Origin of the sequence: Caballeronia zhejiangensis, assembly GCF_000698575.1 — a bacterium.
Classification (GTDB): Bacteria; Pseudomonadota; Gammaproteobacteria; order Burkholderiales; family Burkholderiaceae; genus Caballeronia; species Caballeronia zhejiangensis.
In genome coordinates this window covers 305,418-326,219 of sequence record NZ_JFHD01000002.1, presented here as the reverse complement: position 1 = coordinate 326,219, position 20,802 = coordinate 305,418, and the positions used below count along the sequence as shown (strand labels likewise).

16 protein-coding genes are annotated in these 20,802 nt (G+C 62.5%); all 16 read right to left on the bottom strand.

Annotated elements, in window-relative coordinates; genetic code table 11:
• Positions 1-6: 6 nt before the first annotated feature.
• The 16 genes from BG60_RS05005 to BG60_RS04930 all read right to left on the bottom strand — a co-directional run bounded on the left by BG60_RS05005 (position 7) and on the right by BG60_RS04930 (position 20,424).
• The gene (locus BG60_RS05005; protein WP_034470587.1) at positions 7-2,427 is read right to left on the bottom strand and encodes a 3-hydroxyacyl-CoA dehydrogenase/enoyl-CoA hydratase family protein; all 2,421 of its coding nucleotides are present in this window, start codon (positions 2,425-2,427) and stop codon (positions 7-9) included.
• A gap of 221 nt (positions 2,428-2,648) precedes the next feature.
• Positions 2,649-4,436: an acyl-CoA dehydrogenase C-terminal domain-containing protein gene (locus tag BG60_RS05000; RefSeq protein WP_034470792.1), complete on the bottom strand. Its 1,788-nt coding sequence runs from the start codon at positions 4,434-4,436 to the stop codon at positions 2,649-2,651.
• Between the two features lie 69 nt (positions 4,437-4,505).
• Complete coding sequence (locus tag BG60_RS04995) at positions 4,506-5,180, bottom strand: TetR/AcrR family transcriptional regulator (protein ID WP_008351607.1); 675 nt, start codon at positions 5,178-5,180, stop codon at positions 4,506-4,508.
• A 272-nt stretch (positions 5,181-5,452) separates the two neighbouring features.
• Complete coding sequence (locus BG60_RS04990) at positions 5,453-6,742, bottom strand: phospholipase D-like domain-containing protein (protein WP_034470584.1); 1,290 nt, start codon at positions 6,740-6,742, stop codon at positions 5,453-5,455.
• Positions 6,739-7,215 carry a dihydroneopterin triphosphate diphosphatase gene (nudB, locus tag BG60_RS04985; protein WP_008351611.1) on the bottom strand — a complete coding sequence of 159 codons (477 nt, stop codon included), beginning with the start codon at positions 7,213-7,215 and terminating at the stop codon, positions 6,739-6,741. The genes BG60_RS04990 and nudB overlap by 4 nt, the downstream gene beginning before the upstream one ends.
• Before the next feature lie 109 nt (positions 7,216-7,324).
• A complete protein-coding gene (aspS, locus tag BG60_RS04980; protein ID WP_008351612.1) occupies positions 7,325-9,127 on the bottom strand; it encodes an aspartate--tRNA ligase in 1,803 nt (600 codons plus the stop codon).
• A gap of 91 nt (positions 9,128-9,218) precedes the next feature.
• Positions 9,219-9,881 carry a DUF502 domain-containing protein gene (locus tag BG60_RS04975; protein WP_008351614.1) on the bottom strand — a complete coding sequence of 221 codons (663 nt, stop codon included), beginning with the start codon at positions 9,879-9,881 and terminating at the stop codon, positions 9,219-9,221.
• Between the two features lie 134 nt (positions 9,882-10,015).
• On the bottom strand, positions 10,016-10,387 hold the full coding sequence (locus BG60_RS04970; RefSeq protein WP_008351617.1) for an FmdB family zinc ribbon protein: 372 nt from the start codon (positions 10,385-10,387) through the stop codon (positions 10,016-10,018).
• A 149-nt stretch (positions 10,388-10,536) separates the two neighbouring features.
• Positions 10,537-11,154 carry a methyltransferase gene (locus tag BG60_RS04965; RefSeq protein ID WP_034470581.1) on the bottom strand — a complete coding sequence of 206 codons (618 nt, stop codon included), beginning with the start codon at positions 11,152-11,154 and terminating at the stop codon, positions 10,537-10,539.
• Between the two features lie 11 nt (positions 11,155-11,165).
• Complete coding sequence (gene ubiB / locus BG60_RS04960; RefSeq protein WP_008351622.1) at positions 11,166-12,737, bottom strand: ubiquinone biosynthesis regulatory protein kinase UbiB; 1,572 nt, start codon at positions 12,735-12,737, stop codon at positions 11,166-11,168.
• A gap of 22 nt (positions 12,738-12,759) precedes the next feature.
• Positions 12,760-13,464, bottom strand: a complete 705-nt coding sequence (locus tag BG60_RS04955) for a ubiquinone biosynthesis accessory factor UbiJ (protein ID WP_051996412.1) — start codon at positions 13,462-13,464, stop codon at positions 12,760-12,762.
• Positions 13,465-13,589: 125 nt separating this feature from the next.
• Positions 13,590-14,600, bottom strand: a complete 1,011-nt coding sequence (locus tag BG60_RS04950) for a Tim44 domain-containing protein (RefSeq protein WP_008351625.1) — start codon at positions 14,598-14,600, stop codon at positions 13,590-13,592.
• 25 nt (positions 14,601-14,625) lie between these two features.
• A complete protein-coding gene (gene ubiE, locus BG60_RS04945; protein WP_034470578.1) occupies positions 14,626-15,357 on the bottom strand; it encodes a bifunctional demethylmenaquinone methyltransferase/2-methoxy-6-polyprenyl-1,4-benzoquinol methylase UbiE in 732 nt (243 codons plus the stop codon).
• An 84-nt stretch (positions 15,358-15,441) separates the two neighbouring features.
• Positions 15,442-15,849 (bottom strand): gamma-butyrobetaine hydroxylase family protein, encoded by a 408-nt coding sequence (locus tag BG60_RS04940; RefSeq protein WP_008351631.1) that lies wholly within the window; start codon positions 15,847-15,849, stop codon positions 15,442-15,444.
• A gap of 9 nt (positions 15,850-15,858) precedes the next feature.
• Positions 15,859-16,293, bottom strand: coding sequence for an HIT family protein (locus BG60_RS04935; RefSeq protein WP_008351633.1), 435 nt, complete (start codon positions 16,291-16,293; stop codon positions 15,859-15,861).
• Between the two features lie 36 nt (positions 16,294-16,329).
• Positions 16,330-20,424, bottom strand: a complete 4,095-nt coding sequence (locus tag BG60_RS04930; RefSeq protein ID WP_034470575.1) for a DUF3683 domain-containing protein — start codon at positions 20,422-20,424, stop codon at positions 16,330-16,332.
• Between the last annotated feature and the right edge of the window lie 378 nt (positions 20,425-20,802).

Below are 20,802 nucleotides of genomic sequence, written 5' to 3'. Positions count from 1 at the left end.
CTCCGCTTAGTTACGCACCGGCTTGCCGGTCTGCAACATGCCCATGATTCGCTCTTGCGTCTTTTGCGTGCCGAGCAGCTCGACGAACGCGCGGCGCTCCAGCGCCAGCAGCCATTCTTCGTCGACGAGACTGCCCGCTTCGACATCGCCGCCGCACACGGCTTCGGCGATACGGCTCGCGATCAGATAGTCGTGATCGCTGATGAAGCGCCCGTCGCGCATGTTGACGAGCGACGCCTTGATCGTCGAGATCGCCGAGCGGCCCGCGACCGGCACCTGCTTCGCGCGCAACGGCGGACGATAGCCCGATGCGCTCAATGCGCGCGCTTCCTTCTTCGCGATGTCGAGCAGTTCGTGCACGTTGAAGACGATCGTGTCGGACGGCTTCAGATAGCCCATCGCGCGGGCATCGAATGCGGAGGACGACACTTTCGCCATCGCCGCGTTTTCGAAGGACTTCTGCAGGAACTTGAGCAGATCGCTGGTCGCGTTGACGGCGCTCGCCGCTTCCGCCGCGCGCAGTGCCGCTTCCTTGAGACCGCCGCCCGCCGGCACGAGACCGACGCCCACTTCGACGAGACCGATATAACTCTCGACATGCGCGACGCGCTTCGCCGAATGCAGCAGCAGCTCGCAACCGCCGCCGAGCGCAATGCCCGAAACCGCCGACACGACCGGCACGTTCGCGTATTTCACGCGCATCATGCCTTGCTGGAACTTTTTCACGAACGGCTCGATGCCCTTCGCGCCGCCCATCATGAACGCGGGCATCGCTTCTTCGAGATTCGCGCCCGCCGAGAACGGACCGCCGGGCGCGCCGAGTTGCAGCGAAGTCGGCTGCCAGATCACGACGCCACGGTATTCCTTCTCCGCGAGTTCGATGGCTTGCGTGAGGCCCTCGATCACGCCCGGACCGATGGTGTTCATCTTCGACTTGAACGACACGATCACGACATCGCTTTGATCGTCGTCGAGCCACGCGCGCACGTTTTCGGTTTCGAAGAGCGTCTTGCCGTAGGTCTTCGGATCGGCGCCCGTCTCACCGACGAGCGGCGCGCGGAACACCTGCTTCTCGTACACGGGCAGCGTCGAGCGCGGCTCGAAACGGCGCGCGGCGGGCGACCACGAACCTTCGTCCGTGTGCACGCCGCTCTTCTCGGCGACGGGACCATCGAGCACCCATGCGGGCAGCGGCGCGTTCGAGAGCGCCTTGCCTGCATCGATGTCTTCCTGGACCCACTTCGCGATCTGCTGCCAGCCCGCGGCTTGCCAGCTTTCGAACGGTCCCTGGTTCCAGCCGAAGCCCCAGCGGATCGCGAGATCGACGTCGCGCGCGTTGTCCGCGATCGATTCCAGATGGACCGCGACGTAATGGAACACGTCGCGGAAGATCGCCCAGAGGAACTGCGCCTGCTTGTTGTCGGTTTCGCGCAAGAGCTTGAAACGCTCGGCTGGCGGACGCTTCAGAATGCGGCCGATGAGTTCGTCGGCTTTCGGGCCGCCCTCGACATAAGAAGCCGTCTTCGGATCGAGAACCTTGATCGCCTTGCCTTCCTTGCGATAGAAACCCGCGCCCGTCTTCTGGCCGAGCGCGCCGTTCTTGACGAGCGCGTCGAGCACGGGCGGCGTCTTGTAGACGGCGAAGAACGGATCGTCGGGCAGGTTGTCCTGCATCGTCTTGATGACGTGCGCCATCGTGTCGAGACCGACGACATCGGCTGTGCGGAACGTCGCGGACTTCGCGCGGCCGAGGCGCGAGCCGGTGAGATCGTCGACTTCGTCGAAGCGCAGGCCGAACTTTTCGGCTTCGGCGATGACCGCGAGAATCGAGAACACACCGACGCGATTCGCGATGAAGTTCGGCGTGTCTTTTGCGCGCACGACGCCCTTGCCGATCACGCTCGTCAGGAACGTTTCGAGTTGATCGAGGATCTCGGGCTTCGTGGATGCGGTCGGGATCAGCTCGACCAGATGCATGTAGCGCGGCGGATTGAAGAAGTGCACGCCGCAGAAGCGCGATTTGAGTTCATCGGAGAAGCCGTTCGACAGCTCCGTGATCGACAGGCCCGACGTGTTGCTCGCGAAGATCGCGTGCGGCGCGATGTGCGGTGCGACCTTCTTGTAGAGATCGTGCTTCCAGTCCATGCGCTCGGCGATGGCTTCGATCACGAGATCACATTCTTTCAGTTTCTCGATGTCGTCGTCGTAGTTCGCGGGTTCGATGTACTGAGCGTCGTCTTTCACGCCGAACGGGGCGGGCGACAGCTTCTTGAGGTTCTCGATGGCCTTCAGCGCAATGGCGTTCTTCGGGCCTTCCTTGGCCGGAAGGTCGAAGAGCATGACCGGGACGCGGGCGTTGATCAGATGGGCGGCGATCTGCGCGCCCATCACTCCCGCGCCGAGCACGGCGACTTTTTTGACGTTCACGGTGGGGTCACTCCGGGGTTCGTGAATGTTTGGGGTTTCGTCTTGCTGCGGCTTTCGCTTTTTTGTTCGCTTTCGCTTTCGCTCGGGTTCGCTTCCGCCTTCGTGCAATCCTGTTTTCGCGTCGGTCCATTAGCACTGCCGCCCCGCACAGGGGCAGAGCTAATAGACCGACACGAAAACGGGATCACCCGAAAGCGAAAGCAGAAGCGAAAGCAAAAACATCAAAACAACGCTTCGTCGTAATCCATCATAGGCTTGGCACCGGCCCGAGCAGCGCGAATCGTAGAAGCGGTCTCAGGCAGCAGCTTGGCGAAATAGAACCGCGCGGTGGCCAGCTTGGCCTTATAGAAAGCATCACCGCCAGAGGCACGATCGAGCGCAACCCTCGCCATCCGCGCCCAGAAATAAGAAAACACGAGATGCCCGACAGTGCGCAGGTAGGGCACAGCAGCAGCCCCGACCTCATCGGGATTCTGCATGGCCTTCATGCCGATCTCCATCGTGAGCTTCTGCACCTTCTCGCCGATATCCGCGAGCGGATTGATGAACTCCTGCATCTCCGGCTTCACGCCTTCCTGCTCGACGAAGTCCGCAACCAGCTTGCCGAAGCGCTTCAGCTTCGCGCCCATGTCGCCGAGAATCTTGCGGCCCAGCAGGTCCAGCGCCTGAATGGAATTCGTGCCCTCGTAGATCATGTTGATGCGCGCATCGCGGACGTATTGCTCCATGCCCCATTCGGAGATGAAGCCATGTCCGCCGTAGATCTGCATCGCCATGTTCGTGCCTTCGAACGCGTTATCGGTCAGGAAAGCCTTGATGACCGGCGTCAGCAGCGCGACAAAATCGGCGGCTTCGGCGCGCACGGCTTCATCCGCATGCGACAGTTCCTTGTCGATATTCAACGCCGCCCAATACGTGAACGCGCGGCCTGCCTCGGCATAGGCCTTCTGCGTGAGCAGCATGCGACGCACATCCGGATGCACGATGATCGGATCGGCGGCCTTCTCCGGCGCCTTCGGGCCGGTCAGCGAGCGCATCTGCAGACGCTCTTTCGCGTACACGAGCGAGTTCTGATACGCGACTTCAGTCAGCCCGAGACCCTGCATGCCAACGCCCAGACGCGCTGCGTTCATCATCACGAACATCGCGTTCAAGCCCTTGTTCGACTCGCCGACGAGCCAGCCCTTCGCGCCGTCGAGGTTCATCACGCAGGTCGCGTTGCCGTGAATGCCCATCTTGTGCTCGATCGAGCCGCACTTGATGTCGTTGCGCGCACCGACCGCACCGTTCGCGTCCGGTACGAACTTCGGCACGATGAAAAGCGAGATGCCCTTGGTGCCCATCGGCGCGCCGGGCAGACGCGCGAGCACCAGATGAACGATGTTCTCGGCCATGTCGTGCTCGCCGCTCGAAATGAAGATCTTCGTGCCGGTGAGCGCGTACGAGCCGTCGGGATTCGGCTCGGCCTTCGTGCGCAGAATGCCGAGGTCCGTTCCGCAATGCGGTTCCGTGAGGCACATCGTGCCGGTCCACTCGCCCGAGACGAGCTTCGAGAGATACGTCGACTTCTGCTCCGGCGTGCCGTGCGCATGCAGGCATTCGTAGGCGCCGTGCGACAGGCCCGGATACATCGTCCAGGCCTGATTCGCCGAGTTGAGCATTTCGTAGAGCGCGTTGTTCACGAACGCGGGCAAGCCCTGGCCGCCGTACTCGGGATCGCATCCGAGCGCGGGCCAGCCTGCATCGATGTACTGCCGATAAGCTTCCTTGAAGCCGGCAGGCGTCTTCACGACGCCATCGCCCTCGTAAGTGCAGCCTTCGCGGTCGCCGCTCTGATTGAGCGGGAACACGACTTCGGAGCAGAACTTCCCGGCTTCCTCGAGCACCTGATTGATGGTGTCGGCGTCGAGGTCGGCATGCTTCGGCATGCTCTTCAATTCGGCTTCCACGTTCAGCACTTCGTGCAGCACGAACTGCATGTCGCGAAGGGGGGCGGCGTACTTTCCCATGAGTCTCTCCAGTTTCTTCAAGCGTCTGGTTGCGCGCCGCCGAACCCTTTGTCGATTCGAACGGCGCCGCTAACGGCTGTCGGTCTGTTGCGATGTCAGATTCGTGGCCGGGATCGGAGTCGGCTGCGCAACGCTTCCATTCGCGCCCGCACTCGACGTCTGATACGACTGAATCGTCTTTTCCAGCGCGTCCCGCGTCAGTTGCACGGCTTCCGGCAGATGCAGGAAGCGCGCGTCGTGATGCAGGCCGAGCGTAAAGCTGTACAGCTCGAACAGCATCAGATGCGGATCGGTTTCCGCCTTCAGATGCCCTTCGTCCTTCGACTGGCGGATCGCGCGCAGCAGCGCCTCGCGCCACATGCTCACGCTATGCACGAGCTGCTCGCGCACGGCGCTCGCGGCGCGGTCGTCGTACTCCACCGCTCCGCTGATATAGATACAACCCGTGGTCACTTCCTGGATGCGTTTCTCCATCCAGCGATTCATCATCGCGCGCAATCGCGGCAGGCCTCGCACCTCACGCAGGCTCGGAAAGAACACCTCATCTTCGAAGCGCCTGTGGTACTCGCGCACCACTTCCACCTGCAAGTCCTCGCGCGACCCGAAATGCGCAAACACACCGCTCTTGCTCATTTGCATCCGTTCGGCCAACAGGCCGATCGTCAGCCCTTCCAGCCCGTCCCGACTTGCCAACTCCAGCGCTGCGTCGAGAATCGCGGCCCGCGTCTGTTCGCCTTTTCGCATGATGTCCCTACCGTTCTTATGTGACCCGTAAAATCGAACGGCCGTTCTATTATTATGGCCGAACGTTGGTGATACAAGCAGATTTTTAGACACGCATTTCTAAAACGCCAAGCCTTGTCTATAGGATAAATCTCAACAATGTCGGGGTTCATTGTCGCGTTTTATGTACGGACTGCCTGTAAGTGACTGCCCGAATTTCCCGATTCGTGGGAAGCCTTCTCCAGCGCTGCTTGTCGGTATGTATTTTTGCGCAATCGCTGCTAAAAGGCAGGTTAATCGTACTGCCCGATGGTGATCACCTTCATCATCAGCCGGTACGTGTTATAAGCCAGCCAATTAAGCGTGCGCTCCGTAACGGGCCGCGCCGCATAGTGTTTTTCATCGATGGGGCGGCCTTCGTCAAAAGCCTGAAGAATGGCGTCGTGCAACCCCGCGATCTCGGAATGATTGACGAGCACCATGTTGGCCTCGTTGTTGAGCACGAGCGAAAGCGCATCGAGATTGGATGAGCCGATGGTCGCCCAGTCCGCGTCCACTACCGCGACCTTGCCGTGAAGCATCGTCTTCTCATACTCGGCGATCCTCACGCCATGCTTGAGCAGATTGCCGTAGAGAAACGGCGTCGCGTAATCGAGCGCGACGAACTCTTTACGACCGATGACGAGGGACACGCGCACGCCGCGCTCCGCCGCGTTGACAAGCGCGCGCCGCAGCTTGCGACCCGGCATGAAGTAAGGATTCGCCAGCAGGACTTCGCTCTCGGCGTTCGCGATCGCCCGCAGATACGCCTTTTCGATCGCGCGCCGGTTGAGCAGATTGTCGCGCGCGACGAAAGCGACGCACGGGCGATCGACCGCGTGAATCTCGCCGAGACGCGCGCGCCGGCGTGCCAGCATGGCGCGACGGGCGTTCCATCGGCCGGGCGCGCGATCGCTCTCTTGCGTTTCACAACCCGGCTGCGACGGCTGACGCGGCTTCACGCCGAGCCGGATGCGCTGCCATTGGAGATCGAACGCTTCGCGCACGTCCTTGACGACGGGGCCTTGCGCCTCCATCGCGAAATCCCAGCGCGGACGCTCCAGACGCGTGCCGTTCTGGTCGTAGTCGTCGACGATATTGATGCCGCCGCAAAACGCAAAGGTCTCGTCGATCAGCGCGAGCTTGCGATGCGTGCGCGACCAGCCTTGCGGACCGAACAGCAGATGCGGGTTATAGATGCGATGCTCGACGCCGCGCGCCTTCCAGAGCTCGAACATCGGCAGATTGCTTTCCGTGCCGATGCCATCCGTGATCACGCGTACCGTGACGCCACGCTCGGCGGCGCGCACGAGCGCATCGGAGACGGCGCGACCGATGTCGTCGTTGGCGAAGATGTAGGTTTCGAGCGACACCGATTTGCGCGCGTTGTCGATCCGCTCGATCAACGCCGGAAAGAACTGCACGCCACCTTTGAAGAGCCTGACGTGATTGCCCGTCGTGAAGCATAAGCGCGGCGGCCGGCGGCCGGAGAACAGCGCCTGGCGCAGCCGCTTGAAACTGCGCCGGGGACGCAGTCCGATCATCGGTTATGCGCCGCGAGGCGCTCGGGCAATTGCAGGATCGCTTCCCGGTTCGACCACGAGAAGCATCGGTCGGCGGCCTCGCGAAACGGCAGCCAGAGATGCGCGGTGTGTTCGCGCGGCGCGAGCGTCACTTCGAGACAATGTGGCACGAGCAGGCTGAACTGATGCTCAGTGTTGCGCATGATCCCTTCCGCGTAGCGATGCCGCCATTGCGGATAAATCTCGTACTGAATGCTGTGATGCCAGTCGAGCAGCGCGTTCTCGGGCACGAGCGCGCTGCCTATCACGATGCCCGTCTCTTCCTGCACCTCGCGCGCGGCGGTCTCGATGAGCGGCTCGTCGATGTGATCCTTCGAGCCCGTCACCGATTGCCAGAAGCCCTTGTGATCCGCGCGTTCGATGATGAGCACGTCGAGCTCGGGCGTATGAATGACGACGAGGACGGATTCGGGAATTTTGGGCGGCTTCTGCATGAGCTTTTGAACGCGCGTTTCTTTATCTGTTTATGCCCAAAGACTGTAACGCAAAAAACGAAAAAGGCGCACCCGGCGCCTTTTTCATCACATCGACAACGAAAGCTGCTTATTGCGCTTTCTGCTCCGGCTGACGCAGACGGATGTGCAACTCGCGCAACTGGCGCTCGTCCACTTCGCTCGGGGCCTGCGTGAGCAGATCCTGCGCGCGCTGCGTCTTCGGGAACGCGATCGTGTCGCGGATCGAATCGGCGCCGGACATCAGCGTGACGATGCGGTCCAGACCGAACGCGATGCCGCCATGCGGCGGCGCGCCGTACTGCAGCGCGTCGAGCAAAAAGCCAAACTTCAGGCGGGCTTCTTCAGCGCCGATCTTCAGCGCGCGGAACACCTTGCTCTGCACGTCTTCCTGGAAGATACGCACGGAACCGCCGCCGATTTCCCAGCCGTTCAGCACCATGTCGTACGCCTTCGCAAGGCAGCGGCCCGGGTCCGTTTCCAGATACTCGAGGTGCTCGTCCTTCGGGCTCGTGAACGGGTGATGCGCGGCCACGTAGCGGTTCTCTTCCTCGTCGTACTCGAACATCGGGAAGTCGATGACCCAGAGCGGCTTCCAGCCGGTTTCCAGCAGGCCGTTCGCCTTGCCGAATTCCGAATGTCCGATCTTGAGACGCAGCGCGCCGAGGCTGTCATTCACGACCTTCGCGCGATCCGCCGCGAAGAAGATGATGTCGCCGTCTTCCGCCGCCGTGCGCTCCATGATCGCCGCGAGCGCCGCGTCATGCAGATTCTTGACGATCGGGCTTTGCAGGCCGTCGCGGCCCTTGGTCTTGTCGTTGACCTTGATCCACGCGAGCCCCTTCGCACCGTAGATGCGCACGAATTCCGTGTAGCCGTCGATGTCGCCGCGCGACAACTCGCCGCCCTTCGGCACGCGCAGCGCCGCGACGCGGCCGTCCTTCGAGTTGGCCGGCATGCTGAACACCTTGAAGTCGACGTCCTTCACGGCATCCGTGAGGTCGGCGAATTCGAGCTTCACGCGCAGATCCGGCTTGTCGGAGCCGAAGCGGCGCATCGCTTCCGAGTACAGCATGACCGGGAATTTCTCGGGCAGCGCGACTTCCATCGTCTCCTTGAAGACGTGGCGGATCATGTTCTCGAACAGATCGCGGATTTCCTGCTCGGTGAGGAACGAGGTTTCGCAGTCGATCTGCGTGAATTCCGGCTGACGGTCGGCGCGCAGGTCTTCGTCGCGGAAGCACTTGGTGATCTGGTAGTAACGGTCGAAGTTCGCGACCATCAACAATTGCTTGAACAATTGCGGCGACTGCGGCAGCGCGAAGAACTGGCCCGCGTTCACGCGCGACGGCACGAGGTAGTCGCGCGCGCCTTCCGGTGTGCTCTTGGTCAGCATCGGCGTTTCGATGTCGATGAAGCCCTGCGCGTCGAGATACTTGCGCACTTCCATCGCGACGCGATAGCGCAGGCGCAGATTCTTCTGCATCTGCGGACGGCGCAGGTCGAGCACGCGATGCGTGAGGCGCGTGGTCTCCGACAGGTTGTCGTCGTCGAGCTGGAACGGCGGCGTCACCGATGCGTTCAGCACCACGAGTTCGTGGCATAGCACTTCGATCTTGCCGCTCGTGAGGTTCGCATTGACGGTGCCTTCCGGACGGTTGCGCACGACGCCCTTCACCTGCACGCAGAACTCGTTGCGCACGCCTTCGGCCACCTTGAACATCTCGGCGCGGTCCGGGTCGCAGACGACTTGAACGAGGCCTTCGCGGTCGCGCAAGTCGATGAAGATAACGCCGCCGTGATCGCGCCGGCGATGCACCCAGCCGCACAGCGAGACGGTTTCGCCCAGTCGGGCCTCGGTCACCAGACCGCAGTATTCAGATCGCATCGACATGATGTTGTGTCTTTCGTTGTTCGTTAATCAACGGCTCGCGCGCTCGGGTCATGCTCTCTCGCGGCTGACTCTCGCTGCGCGCGCGCCGGCATTACATCGGCGGCTCGGTGGGGCGGCGGGCTGGCGCGACCGGTGTCGGTGCGCTCGGCGAAGGGGCCACCACGCCCATCGAGACGATGTATTTCAGTGCGGCGTCGACGGTCATGTCCAGTTCGACGACTTCGCTTTTCGGCATCATCAGGAAGAAGCCGGACGTCGGGTTCGGCGTCGTCGGCACATAGACGCTCACGTGCTCTTCATCGAGATGATTCAGCACGTCGCCGCCCGGAATGCCCGTGAGAAATCCGATGGTGTACGAGCCTTTGCGCGGATACTCGATCAGGAGCGCCTTGCGAAACGCGTTGCCGCTCGAAGACAGCAACGTGTCCGACACCTGTTTCACGCTCGTGTACAACGGGCCGACGACCGGAATGTGACGAAGGATGGCGTCCCACCATTTCACGAGCTTCTGGCCGACGAAGTTCTGCGTCAACAGCCCGACGATGAAAATGAACGCAAGCGTCAGCACCGCGCCCACGCCCGGCAGATGAAAACCGACGATCCGCTCGGGCTGCCACGATTGCGGCAGCAGAAGCAGCGTCTGGTCCATCGTTCCGATCACGAGCCCGAGCACCCACAAGGTGATGGCGAGCGGCACCAGCACGAGCAGGCCGGTGAGGAACACGGTTTTCAGCGTAGTCTTTTTCGTGGTCATTTACACGGGGCGAAGGCTGCGCCGGCTCTCGAGTGCGTCGGAGATTCGGCTTGGCAGGCGGGTCGCGCTCGGCTGAGCGCGGTCTACGAGGTCATCGGCGCGGCATGTGGCCGGCCGCGCCGGCCGTCTGGCGCTCAGGCGGCGCTCGACGATGCGGACGCGCCCGCGGCGGGTTTGGCGGCATCCGAGGATGATGGCGTGCTCGCCGGCGTCGCGCTATCGCTCGAATTCGAGTTGCCGGAACCGGCCGAAGCGGCATCGTCCGATTTCGCCGCCGATGCGTCAGACGCGGCCGCGTTGCTCTTGTTGCCGGCATTGCTGTTTCCGCCACGGAAGTCGGTGACATACCAGCCTGAACCCTTCAACTGGAATCCGGCGGCGGTCACCTGCTTCGAAAAAGTGTCCTTCCCGCAGGCGGGACACTGCGTGAGCGGCGCATCGCTCAGTTTCTGAAGCACGTCTTTTTCGTGGCCGCAGTCGGCGCAACGGTACGCGTAAATCGGCATGGCACTCTTCCTACAATGATCTGTCGACGCTTGCAAAGCCTTGAATTATAGCCGCAAACCGATATTGGCCCGCGATTTTCGGGACCGCGGGCGCAAGATTAACCGCGCAATATTTCGGGGCGTCGGCGGCGAATTTCAAGCCGGCTGGCTCAGATTCGCCGCCACGTCATCCAGCGCTCGCGGCCGGCGAATACGGGTATCGAGTTGCTCACCTCGCGGTCTTCGATCAATTCGAAGTGCGGCGACAGCAGTGCATCCAGTTCGGCGCGCTCGATTCCGAAAGGCGGCCCTTTCGGCGTCGCTCCGATGAAAAAGAAGCCCGCCAGCAGCGCGCCGGGCGCAAGCAACGCCGCCATCCGGCTGGCGTAATCCTGCCAGCGGGTCTTCGGCAGCGCGCAGAGAAACGCGCGCTCGTAGATCCAATCCGGCGAAAACGGCGGCACATACGCAAAAAAATCCGCCTCTTCGACGACGCCCGCATGCGCGCCGAGTTGCGCGCGCGCCGCCTCGACAGCGGCCGGCGAGAAGTCGATTGCGCGGACCGGCCAGCCGCGTTCGGCAAGATGGAGCGCTTCGTACGCGCTGCCACAGCCCGGAATCAGCACACTCTGCGCACTGCGCGACGCGACGAAACTCTTGAACATCTCCGGAACGCCGGCCTGATCCCACGGCGTGAAGTGCTGACCGAAACGTTCATCCCAGAAACCCGGAGAGTTCGGATCGCGGTTTTCGAAATCGGGAACGTTTGAGTTCGTCGGATCGCTCATGCTGCGCGCCCTCAGGGATGGAGCCAGAACTGCGCGATTACGAAGCCCGCGCCCGCCATCGCGACGACACCGGCAACGAGCACCGCGACGAGCAGGCGGTTCGTGCGCTTCTGCTCCGCAAGGAGCATTCGCATCAGTTCGTCGCTGCCGCTTTTCGGCGCGTCGTGGCGCTCCGCCAGAATATGGTGAATCAACCGCGGCAGCTGCGGAATCGTCTTGCTCCACTGCGGCGCTTCCATTTGAAGCCGCTCGTACCAGCCGCGCCAGCCGATCTGCTCGTTCATCCAGCGCTCGAGATACGGCTTGGCCGTTTTCCACAGATCCAGCTCCGGATCGAGCGAGCGCCCGAGTCCTTCGACGTTGAGCATCGTCTTTTGCAGAAGCACGAGTTGAGGCTGAATCTCGACATTGAAGCGTCGCGACGTCGAGAAAAGGCGCATCAGCACCTGCCCGAGCGAAATGTCCTTCAGCGCGCGATCGAAATAGGGCTCGCAGACCGCGCGGATCGCGCTTTCCAGTTCCTCGACGCGCGTGCTCGGCGGCACCCAGCCGGATTCGAGGTGCAGCGTCGCGACGCGGTGATAGTCGCGCTTGAAGAAGGCGAGGAAGTTCTGCGCGAGGTAGTTCTTGTCGAAGTCCGAAAGCGCCCCGACGATGCCGAAATCCAGCGCGATATAGCGCCCGAACGTCGCCGGATCGAGGCTCACCTGAATGTTGCCGGGATGCATGTCGGCGTGAAAGAAGCCGTCGCGGAACACCTGTGTGAAGAAAATCTCGACGCCTTCGCGCGCCAGCTTGGGAATATCGACGCCCGCGGCGCGCAAGGTCTCCACCTGGCTGATCGGCACGCCGACCATGCGCTCCATGACGAGCACCGTCGGCGCGGACAAGTCCCAGTACATCTCCGGCACGAGCAGCAGATCGAGCCCCTGGAAATTGCGGCGCAACTGGCTGCCGTTGGCGGCCTCGCGCATCAGATCGAGCTCGTCGTGCAGATATTTGTCGAACTCCGCGACCACTTCGCGGGGTTTCAGACGCCGGCCGTCCGCCCAGAGGCGCTCGGCCCACGTCGCGATGTCGCGCAGCAGGGCGAGGTCGGAGTCGATCACGGGCAGCATGCCCGGGCGCAACACCTTCACCGCGACGGCCTTTCCCGCGTGCTCGCCGTTCCTGATCTTCGCGAAATGCACCTGCGCGATGGACGCGCTCGCCACCGGCACGCGCTCGAAATCGTCGAACAATTCGTCGATGGGCGCACCGAGCGATTTCTCGATGATCGACACGGCCACCGCCGAATCGAACGGCGGCACCTGATCCTGAAGCTTGGCGAGCTCGTCGGCGACATCGACGGGCAGAAGATCGCGCCGCGTCGACAGCACTTGCCCGAACTTCACGAAGATGGGCCCGAGGCTTTCCAGCGCGAGCCGCAAGCGGATGCCGCGCTCGACGTCGAACCTGCGGCCGAACGTCGTGATACGCATGAGGTAGCGCACGCGACGATCGTCGATGCCGCTCATCACCAGCTCATCGAGACCGAATCGGACGATCGTGAAAAAAATCTTGAGGAAACGCAGAAAACGCATGGTTCGAATTTGCTTCAGCTCGTTATTCGTGCGAGTCGCGCACAGACTCGCCGCCGGATCGCGCTGAGGCGCCGCTCGCCGGCCGGGATTGTTCGGTTTGCCGTTCGATTCTTTCGATGCGCTTTTCGACGCGCGCCAGTGCATCGCGCGCTTTCGAAAGCTCGGCGTTGAATGCGTCGAGCGCGCTCTTGCGCACGAGTTGCGGGCGCTCGTCGAGGAAATACTCGGTGAAGGTGTCAAGAAGATTGCGCCCGGTGCGCTGCGCCTGCTCCTGCACCGCCCGCGCGATGATGCCAACGCGATGCGCGGGCGCGTCGCCGATTACGCGCGCCAGATCCTCTTCCGGATCCCAGCGCAGATGTTCGGCCAGCTTGGCGAGCGTCGTCGCGAATTCGGCGTCGCCCTCGATGCGAACGTGTTTCATCACCGCCGCCTGGCCGCCTTGCACGAACGCGGGCAGCGCGTCGAGCGGCACGGCGATCGTCACGTCGAATGCGCCCGCTTCCGCTTCCGTGGTTGCCGCGAAGAGACCGTCCGGCTGCACGACGAGCGCGATCGAAACCGGCCCGCACGACAGCTTCACGCGCTTGCCTGCATAAGGCTTGAGCCGCTCGAGCGCCCAGGGCTCGCGCACGAGCAGATGGTTCACGGCGGCCGCGAATCCACTGGACGCGGTCTTCAAGGCGGGATTTGCTGCGGGACGGGCGGATTCGTCTGCGTTCGTCATCGGCTGTGAGATGAAAAAACCCGCGCGGGACACTTCTCGCGCGGGTTTCTATTCTACCTTCGCAACCGGCCATCACACCGACGGTTGCCGGCGCCCTGGCCATTCGGCCAAGGGCATGGTCAAGCTCAACTGACCTGCTGAATGCCCGCCAGCAGCCAGCCTTCGTTGCCCGACTTCTGCTTCGACAGGTTCCAGACCTCGACGAACGGTTCCGCCGCCGCCCCTTCCGACTCGCGGATCAGGCCGTGGAAGCGCACGCTCGCGAGATACTCGGACGCACGGTCCTCGACACCGAGCACATCGGCGTTGAGCTGAACCACGTCGGTACGGTTCGGCGCGCTGCCGCGTGCGTCGACGTCGAGTTTCACCTCGGCGAACATCTCGGGCGTCGTGAACTCGCGGATGTCGTTGACGTTGCCGCGATCCCACGCGTCCTGCAAACGCACGAAGTAGACCTTCGCGTTACGCACGAATGCTTCGGTGTCGAAGCCCGCCGGCACGTTGGGATTCGCGACCGCTTGCGTCGCCGGCGATTCGATGTAGTTGGCACCGAAACCGGTCGGCTGCTGCGGCATTTGCGGCGGTTCCTGATTCAGGCTCTGGCGCGCGGCCGCGCCGTACGGCGAACCCGAAGCAGATCCGGCACCCGCGTATGCCGGCGTGTTGTTGCCCTGACGCTTGCGCATGATGAAGCGGAACAGCATGACGGCCGCCAGCACGATCAACGCGATCATGATCATGTTGGCCATCGCGCCGGCGAACGCCTCGCCCAGCCCGAAGTGCGACAGGAGCGCCGCGATGCCGAGACCCGCCGCGAGACCGGCGATCGGCCCGAGCCAGCGATTGCGCGCGGGTTGCGCCGCGGCGGGTGCGGCCGGCGCGGCCGGCGCGCGCTGTGCCTGCGCTGCGTTGTTCTGCTGCATCGATTGAGACTGCGAAGGCGGCGTCGCCTGATGCTGCTGCGTTGCCGTGGCCGACTGACGGCCCATGCTGCGGCCGCCGCCCATGCGCTTGGCTTCCGCCGTTTCCGCGAAGATTGCGCCGGCCGCAATAACGCCAGCCAGCGCCAAGATTCCGGCCTTCCTGAAGAAGAGGTTCAGGAAACCCCGGGATTGGGGTTTGCGCGAATCGAACATATCGAATCCTTAAGAGAGTGGAACATCAAAATTTGGTCCCGACGTGTAACGCTACCACGCCACCTGACAAATTGTAATATTCGACTCGATCCAGGCCCGCTTGTTCCATCATTGTTTTGAGAGTTTCCTGGTCCGGGTGCATGCGGATGGACTCGGCCAAGTACCGATAGCTATCCGCATCTTTGGCCACTTTTTCGCCAAGCCACGGCAAAATCTTGAAACTGTAGACATCGTACGGCTTCTTTAGCGGCTCCCATACTTTCGAAAATTCCAGCACGAGCAGCTTTCCACCATGTTTCAGCACGCGCGTCATTTCGGCCAACGCGCGATCCTTATGCGTCATGTTACGAAGACCGAAGGCAACTGTAACCACATTGAAATAATTGTCCGGGAACGGGATCTTTTCGGCGTCGCAGAGCAGCGCGGGCGTCAGCACGCCTTTGTCGATCAGCCGGTCGCGGCCTACGCGCAGCATCGATTCGTTGATGTCCGTGTGCCAGACTTCGCCGGTCTCGCCGGCCTGCTTGGCAAACGCCATCGCGAGATCGCCCGTGCCGCCGGCGATGTCCAGCACCTTGTAGCCCGGCCGCACCTTGGCCTGCCCGATCGTGAAGTGTTTCCAGATCCGATGCAGTCCGCCGGACATCAGGTCGTTCATCAAGTCGTAGTTGCCCGCGACGGAATGAAACACGCCCGCCACTTTCTTCGCCTTGTCCTGCTCTTCGACCGTTTCGTATCCGAAGTGGGTCTTGCTCATCGCGCGTTTTCCTCGCCTGTTGTTCGTTCTATGTCTGCGCAAAACTCGCGCCGGCTATGCGGCGTTATGCCGCAGCCCTATTGCTCAGTGACAGTGTCCGCCGGATGGTTTTGCGGCCATCGGCGCGTCTCGGTCCACGCCGGCGGCTTCCAGCTTCGCCAGATACTCGCGCCACAGTTCGTCCTGACGCGTCGCCAGGTCGTGCAGGATGTCCCAGGAATAGATGCCGGTATTGTGACCGTCCGAAAAATTGAGTTGCAGCGCATAGTGCCCGACCGGATCGACGCCGATGATCGTCACCTCGCGCTTGCCCGTCTGCAGCGTTTCCTGTCCGGGGCCGTGGCCCTGCACTTCGGCGGACGGCGAATAGACGCGCAGAAGCTCGAACGGCACGCGATACGACTCGTCGCCGTATTGCAGCTCCAGCACGCGCGATTTCGAATGCACGACGACGCCGGTGGGAATCGGCGTCGTGGAAGTGAGTCCGCTCATGATCTCGTCTTATTGATGGCCGAAGGCCTGGTTCAGCTCGTTGCGCACCTGTTCGCGCAAAAGCGTGGCCTGCGCGCGGCGCTTCGATAGCTGCGATTCGGACACCGTGCGCTGGCGCGGCGCCCAGATCGGCAGAGGAAAGCGGGAATCGTTGGAAAAGCGTGGAATGACGTGCCAGTGGACGTGCGGCACCTGATTGCCGAGACTTGCCAGATTGATCTTTTCCGGCACGAGCACGCGGCGCATCGCGCGCTCGACGCCGTTGACGGCGGTCATCACGCGCACGCGGTCGGCATCCGGCAAATCGGACATTTCGGCGACGTGCGCGCCCCAGATCACGCGACACAAGCCCGGCCAGTCGGGCTCATCGGCAAGGACGACGCGCAACGTGTCGTCCGACCACAGCACTTCGCCGCCGTCTTCACGGCAAAACACACAGTCCATCTCATACCTCTAGCGAATCAAACCTCGATTTCGCTATTACACCAGCACGCGCTCGATACCGCCATTGTTCGCGCGTTCGACGTACTGTTCCATCCAGTTTTCGCCGAGCACCTTGCGCGCCATTTCCACGACGATATAGTCCGCCTCGACGTTGGCGTCCTCGTTGTAGCGCGACAGACCTTGCAGGCACGACGGGCAGCTCGTCAGGATTTTCACGTCCGTGCCGTTGGTCTGCGCGCCATCGCCTGCGGAGAGCACCGAACCGGGCGCCGCGCCGGCCGAGCCCGCAGACGCGTTCATCGGATTGATCGCGTTCGAGCCCGCTTCCGCGACGAGCGGAATGCCGCGCAACTTGGCCGCGCCCTTGCGAATCTCTTCTTCCTTGCGGAAGCGCACTTGCGTCGAGATGTCCGGACGCGTGACCGCCAGCGTGCCCGATTCGCCGCAGCATCGATCGTTCTTCTCGATCTTGTAGCCGTCGTTCTGCGAACCCATCAGATCGTTGACGAGCTTGACCGGGTCCATCGTCTTGATCGGCGAGTGACACGGATCGTGATACATGTAGCGCGTGCCGGTCACGCCGTCGAGCTTCATGTTCTTCTCGAGCAGGAACTCGTGAATGTCGATGATCCGGCAGCCCGGGAAGATCTTCTCGAATTCATAGCCCGCGAGCTGGTCGTAGCACGTTCCGCACGACACGACCACGGTCTTGATATCGAGATAGTTCAGCGTATTCGCGACGCGATGGAACAGCACGCGATTGTCGGTGACGATCTTCTCGGCCTTGTCGTACTGGCCGGAACCGCGCTGCGGATAGCCGCAGCACAGATAGCCCGGCGGCAACACGGTCTGAACGCCCGCTTCCCACAACATCGCTTGCGTCGCGAGCCCGACTTGCGAGAAGAGACGTTCCGAGCCGCAGCCGGGGAAATAGAACACGGCTTCCGAATCGACGGTGGTCGTCTGCGGATTGCGGATGATCGGAACGATCTTGTTGTCCTCGATATCCAGCAGCGCGCGCGCCGTCTTCTTCGGCAAATTGCCCGGCATCTTCTTGTTGACGAAGTGGATCACCTGCGTCACGACCGGCGGCTTGCCGACCGTCGCGGGCGGCTGCGCCGTCTGCTTCTTGACGATCTTCTTCAGCACATCGTTGCCGAAACGCTGCGCCTTGTAGCCGAAGTCCATCATCACGTTGCGCGCGAGATTGATGGTCTGCGGATTGGTCGCGTTCAGGAAGAACATGCCCGCCGCGTTGCCGGCGTTGAACTTCTTCTTGCCCATCTTGCGCAGCAGATTGCGCATGTTCATCGACACGTCGCCGAAATCGATCTTCACCGGACACGGCGTCACGCACTTGTGACAGACCGTGCAGTGATCGGCGACGTCGTTGAACTCGTCCCAGTGCTTGATCGACACGCCGCGGCGCGTCTGCTCTTCGTACAGGAACGCTTCGACGAGCAGCGACGTCGCGAGAATCTTGTTGCGCGGGCTGTAGAGCAGGTTCGCGCGCGGCACGTGCGTCGCGCAGACCGGCTTGCACTTGCCGCAGCGCAGGCAGTCCTTGATCGACTCGGAAATCGCGCCGATATCCGACTGCTGCATGATGATCGACTCGTAGCCCATCAGCCCGAACGACGGCGTGTAGGCGTTGCGCAGATCGGCGCCGTCGAACAGCTTGCCCTTGTTGAAGCGGCCATGCGGATCGACGCGCTGCTTGTACGCGCGGAAATCGCCGATTTCGTCTTCGGTCAGGAATTCCAGCTTCGTGATGCCGATGCCGTGCTCGCCCGAGATCACGCCGTCCAGCGAACGCGCGAGCTTCATGATGCGCGCGACCGCGTGATGCGCGTCCTGCAGCATCGCGTAATTGTCGGAGTTGACGGGAATGTTCGTGTGCACGTTGCCATCGCCCGCATGCATGTGCAGCGCGACGAAGACGCGCCCGCGCAGCACTTGCTTGTGGATGGCCTGCGCTTCGTCGAGGATCGGCTTGAACTCGCCGCCGTTGAAGATCTGGCGCAGTTCCGCGCGGATTTCCTGCTTCCACGACACGCGCACCGTACGGTCCTGCGCGACATGGAACACGTTGGCGTCAGGCTGAATGTCGACGCGATCCGCGAACTTTTCCGCGAGCGCTTCGTAGCCGAGATTGACGAGATAGTGCTGCGCCTCGCGCAAGGACATGTCGAGCTTGTCGCCGACGAACGTCCAGCGCTCACGCACGCGCTTCAGCAGATCGAGCGCCTGCTGCACGCGGTCTTCGAGCAGTTCGGCGCTCGGAATTTCGTTCGCGTCGTCGGACTTGCCGAGCGGCAGCTTGCCGTTGCGGAAGAACGCTTCGAGCGCGTCGACGAGTTGCAGCTTGTTCTTCAGCGACAACTCGATGTTGATGCGCTCGATGCCGTCCGTGTACTCGCCCATGCGATTGAGCGGAATCACGACGTCTTCGTTGATCTTGAACGCGTTCGTGTGCTTCGCGATGGCGGCCGTGCGCGAGCGGTCGAGCCAGAAACGCTTGCGCGCCTCGGCGTTCACCGCGACGAAGCCTTCGCCGCTCTTGCCGTTCGCCATGCGCACGACTTCCGATGTCGCGGCGGCGACGGCATCGGCGTCATTGCCGACGATATCGCCGATCAGCACCATCTTCGGAAACGCGTTGCGCTTGCTCTTGGTCGCGTAGCCGACCGCGCGCAGATAGCGTTCGTCGAGATGTTCGAGGCCGGCGAGGATCGCGCCGCCCTGCTTCGACGTCTCGAACAGATAGTCCTTGATTTCGACGATGCTCGGAATCGCATCGCGCGCCTGGCCGAAGAATTCGAGGCAGACGGTGCGCGTATGCGCGGGCATCTTGTGCAAAATCCAGCGCGCGGACGTAATGAGACCGTCGCAGCCTTCCTTCTGCACGCCGGGCAGCCCGGCGAGGAATTTATCGGTGACGTCCTTGCCGAGCCCTTCCTTGCGGAACGTGCGCCCGGCGATGTCGAGGCTTTCGGTGCGCAGCAGCTTCTCGCCCGGCGGACGATTGCCGTCGAACCAGTCGAGCCGGAAACGCGCCACTTCGACGTCGTGAATCTTGCCGCAGTTGTGATCGAGACGCGTGACTTCGAGCCAGTTGCCTTCCGGATCGACCATGCGCCACCACGCGAGGTTGTCGAGCGCCGTGCCCCACAACACCGCCTTCTTGCCGCCCGCGTTCATCGCGACATTGCCGCCGACGCACGACGCATCGAGCGAAGTCGGATCGACGGCGAACACGAAGCCCGCCTGCTCCGCCGCTTCGGTGACGCGCCGCGTGACCACGCCCGCGCCGGAGAAAATCGTCGCGACCTTGTGATCGACGCCCGGCAGATCCGTCATTTCGACGGGACCGAGCTGTTCCAGCTTTTCCGTGTTGATGACCGCCGAAAACGGCGTGAGCGGAATCGCGCCGCCGGTGTAGCCGGTGCCGCCGCCGCGCGGAATAACGGTAAGCCCGAGTTCGAAGCACGCCTTGATGAGTCCGGCGATTTCGGCTTCGGTGTCCGGCGTCAGCACGACGAACGGGTATTCGACGCGCCAGTCGGTTGCATCGGTGACGTGCGCGACGCGCGACAGGCCGTCGAACTTGATGTTGTCCTTCTGCGTTTCCTTGCCCAGAACACGCGACGCGCGGCGGCGCAAGTCGGCCATGCGGCCGAACTCGGCGGCGAAATCATCGACGGCGCGGCGCGCGGCGGCGACCAGCAACTGCACGCGCTCGGCGCGTTCGCGGCTGCCGGCTTCGTCGCTATGCGCGGTGAGATCGGCGCTGCGGCGCTTTTCGATTTCGGCGAGACGGTGATTCAGCGCTTCGACGAGCAGCGCCCGGCGTTTCGGATTGTCGAGCAGGTCGTCCTGCAGATACGGATTGCGCCGCACGACCCAGATGTCGCCGAGCACTTCGTACAGCATGCGCGCCGAACGGCCGGTGCGGCGCTCGTTGCGCAGTTCGTCGAGCACGGCCCAGGCTTCGTCGCCGAGGAGCCGCATGACGATTTCACGATCGGAAAACGACGTGTAGTTATAGGGAATTTCGCGGAGACGCGGCTCGATATCGAGCGCCAAGGCGGCATGGGCGCCGTTCGGATCGAAGGCTTGAGGTGCGTTCATGTTCGACGGTTCGGTGTGCCGGCGCTCGCGCTAGAAAAGCGGAAATGCCGGCGATGCGCGTGGGGGCGCAAATTTTCGAATGAAACTTCTCTTGGCGAAGGCCGCCGGGCTCGTCACAGCGCCTTCGGTGTGCCCTGGATCAACGCCACGATCGCGCGTGGCGCGCATGCCTTTCCGCCGCGGGATGCGACTCGCGGGAAACATGCGCCAGAAAATCGATCCGAAGCTGCCGGTGCATCTGCCGATCCTGATTGCTGATTCGTAAAAGGAAATTCTAACCCATCGGGCAAACGCGCGTTTGCGGGCGCTAGCAGCGAGAAGGGGCTTTTGCGTGCGGATTCGCGACGCGTTCATGTCATTTTCGACGCTTTTTTACAC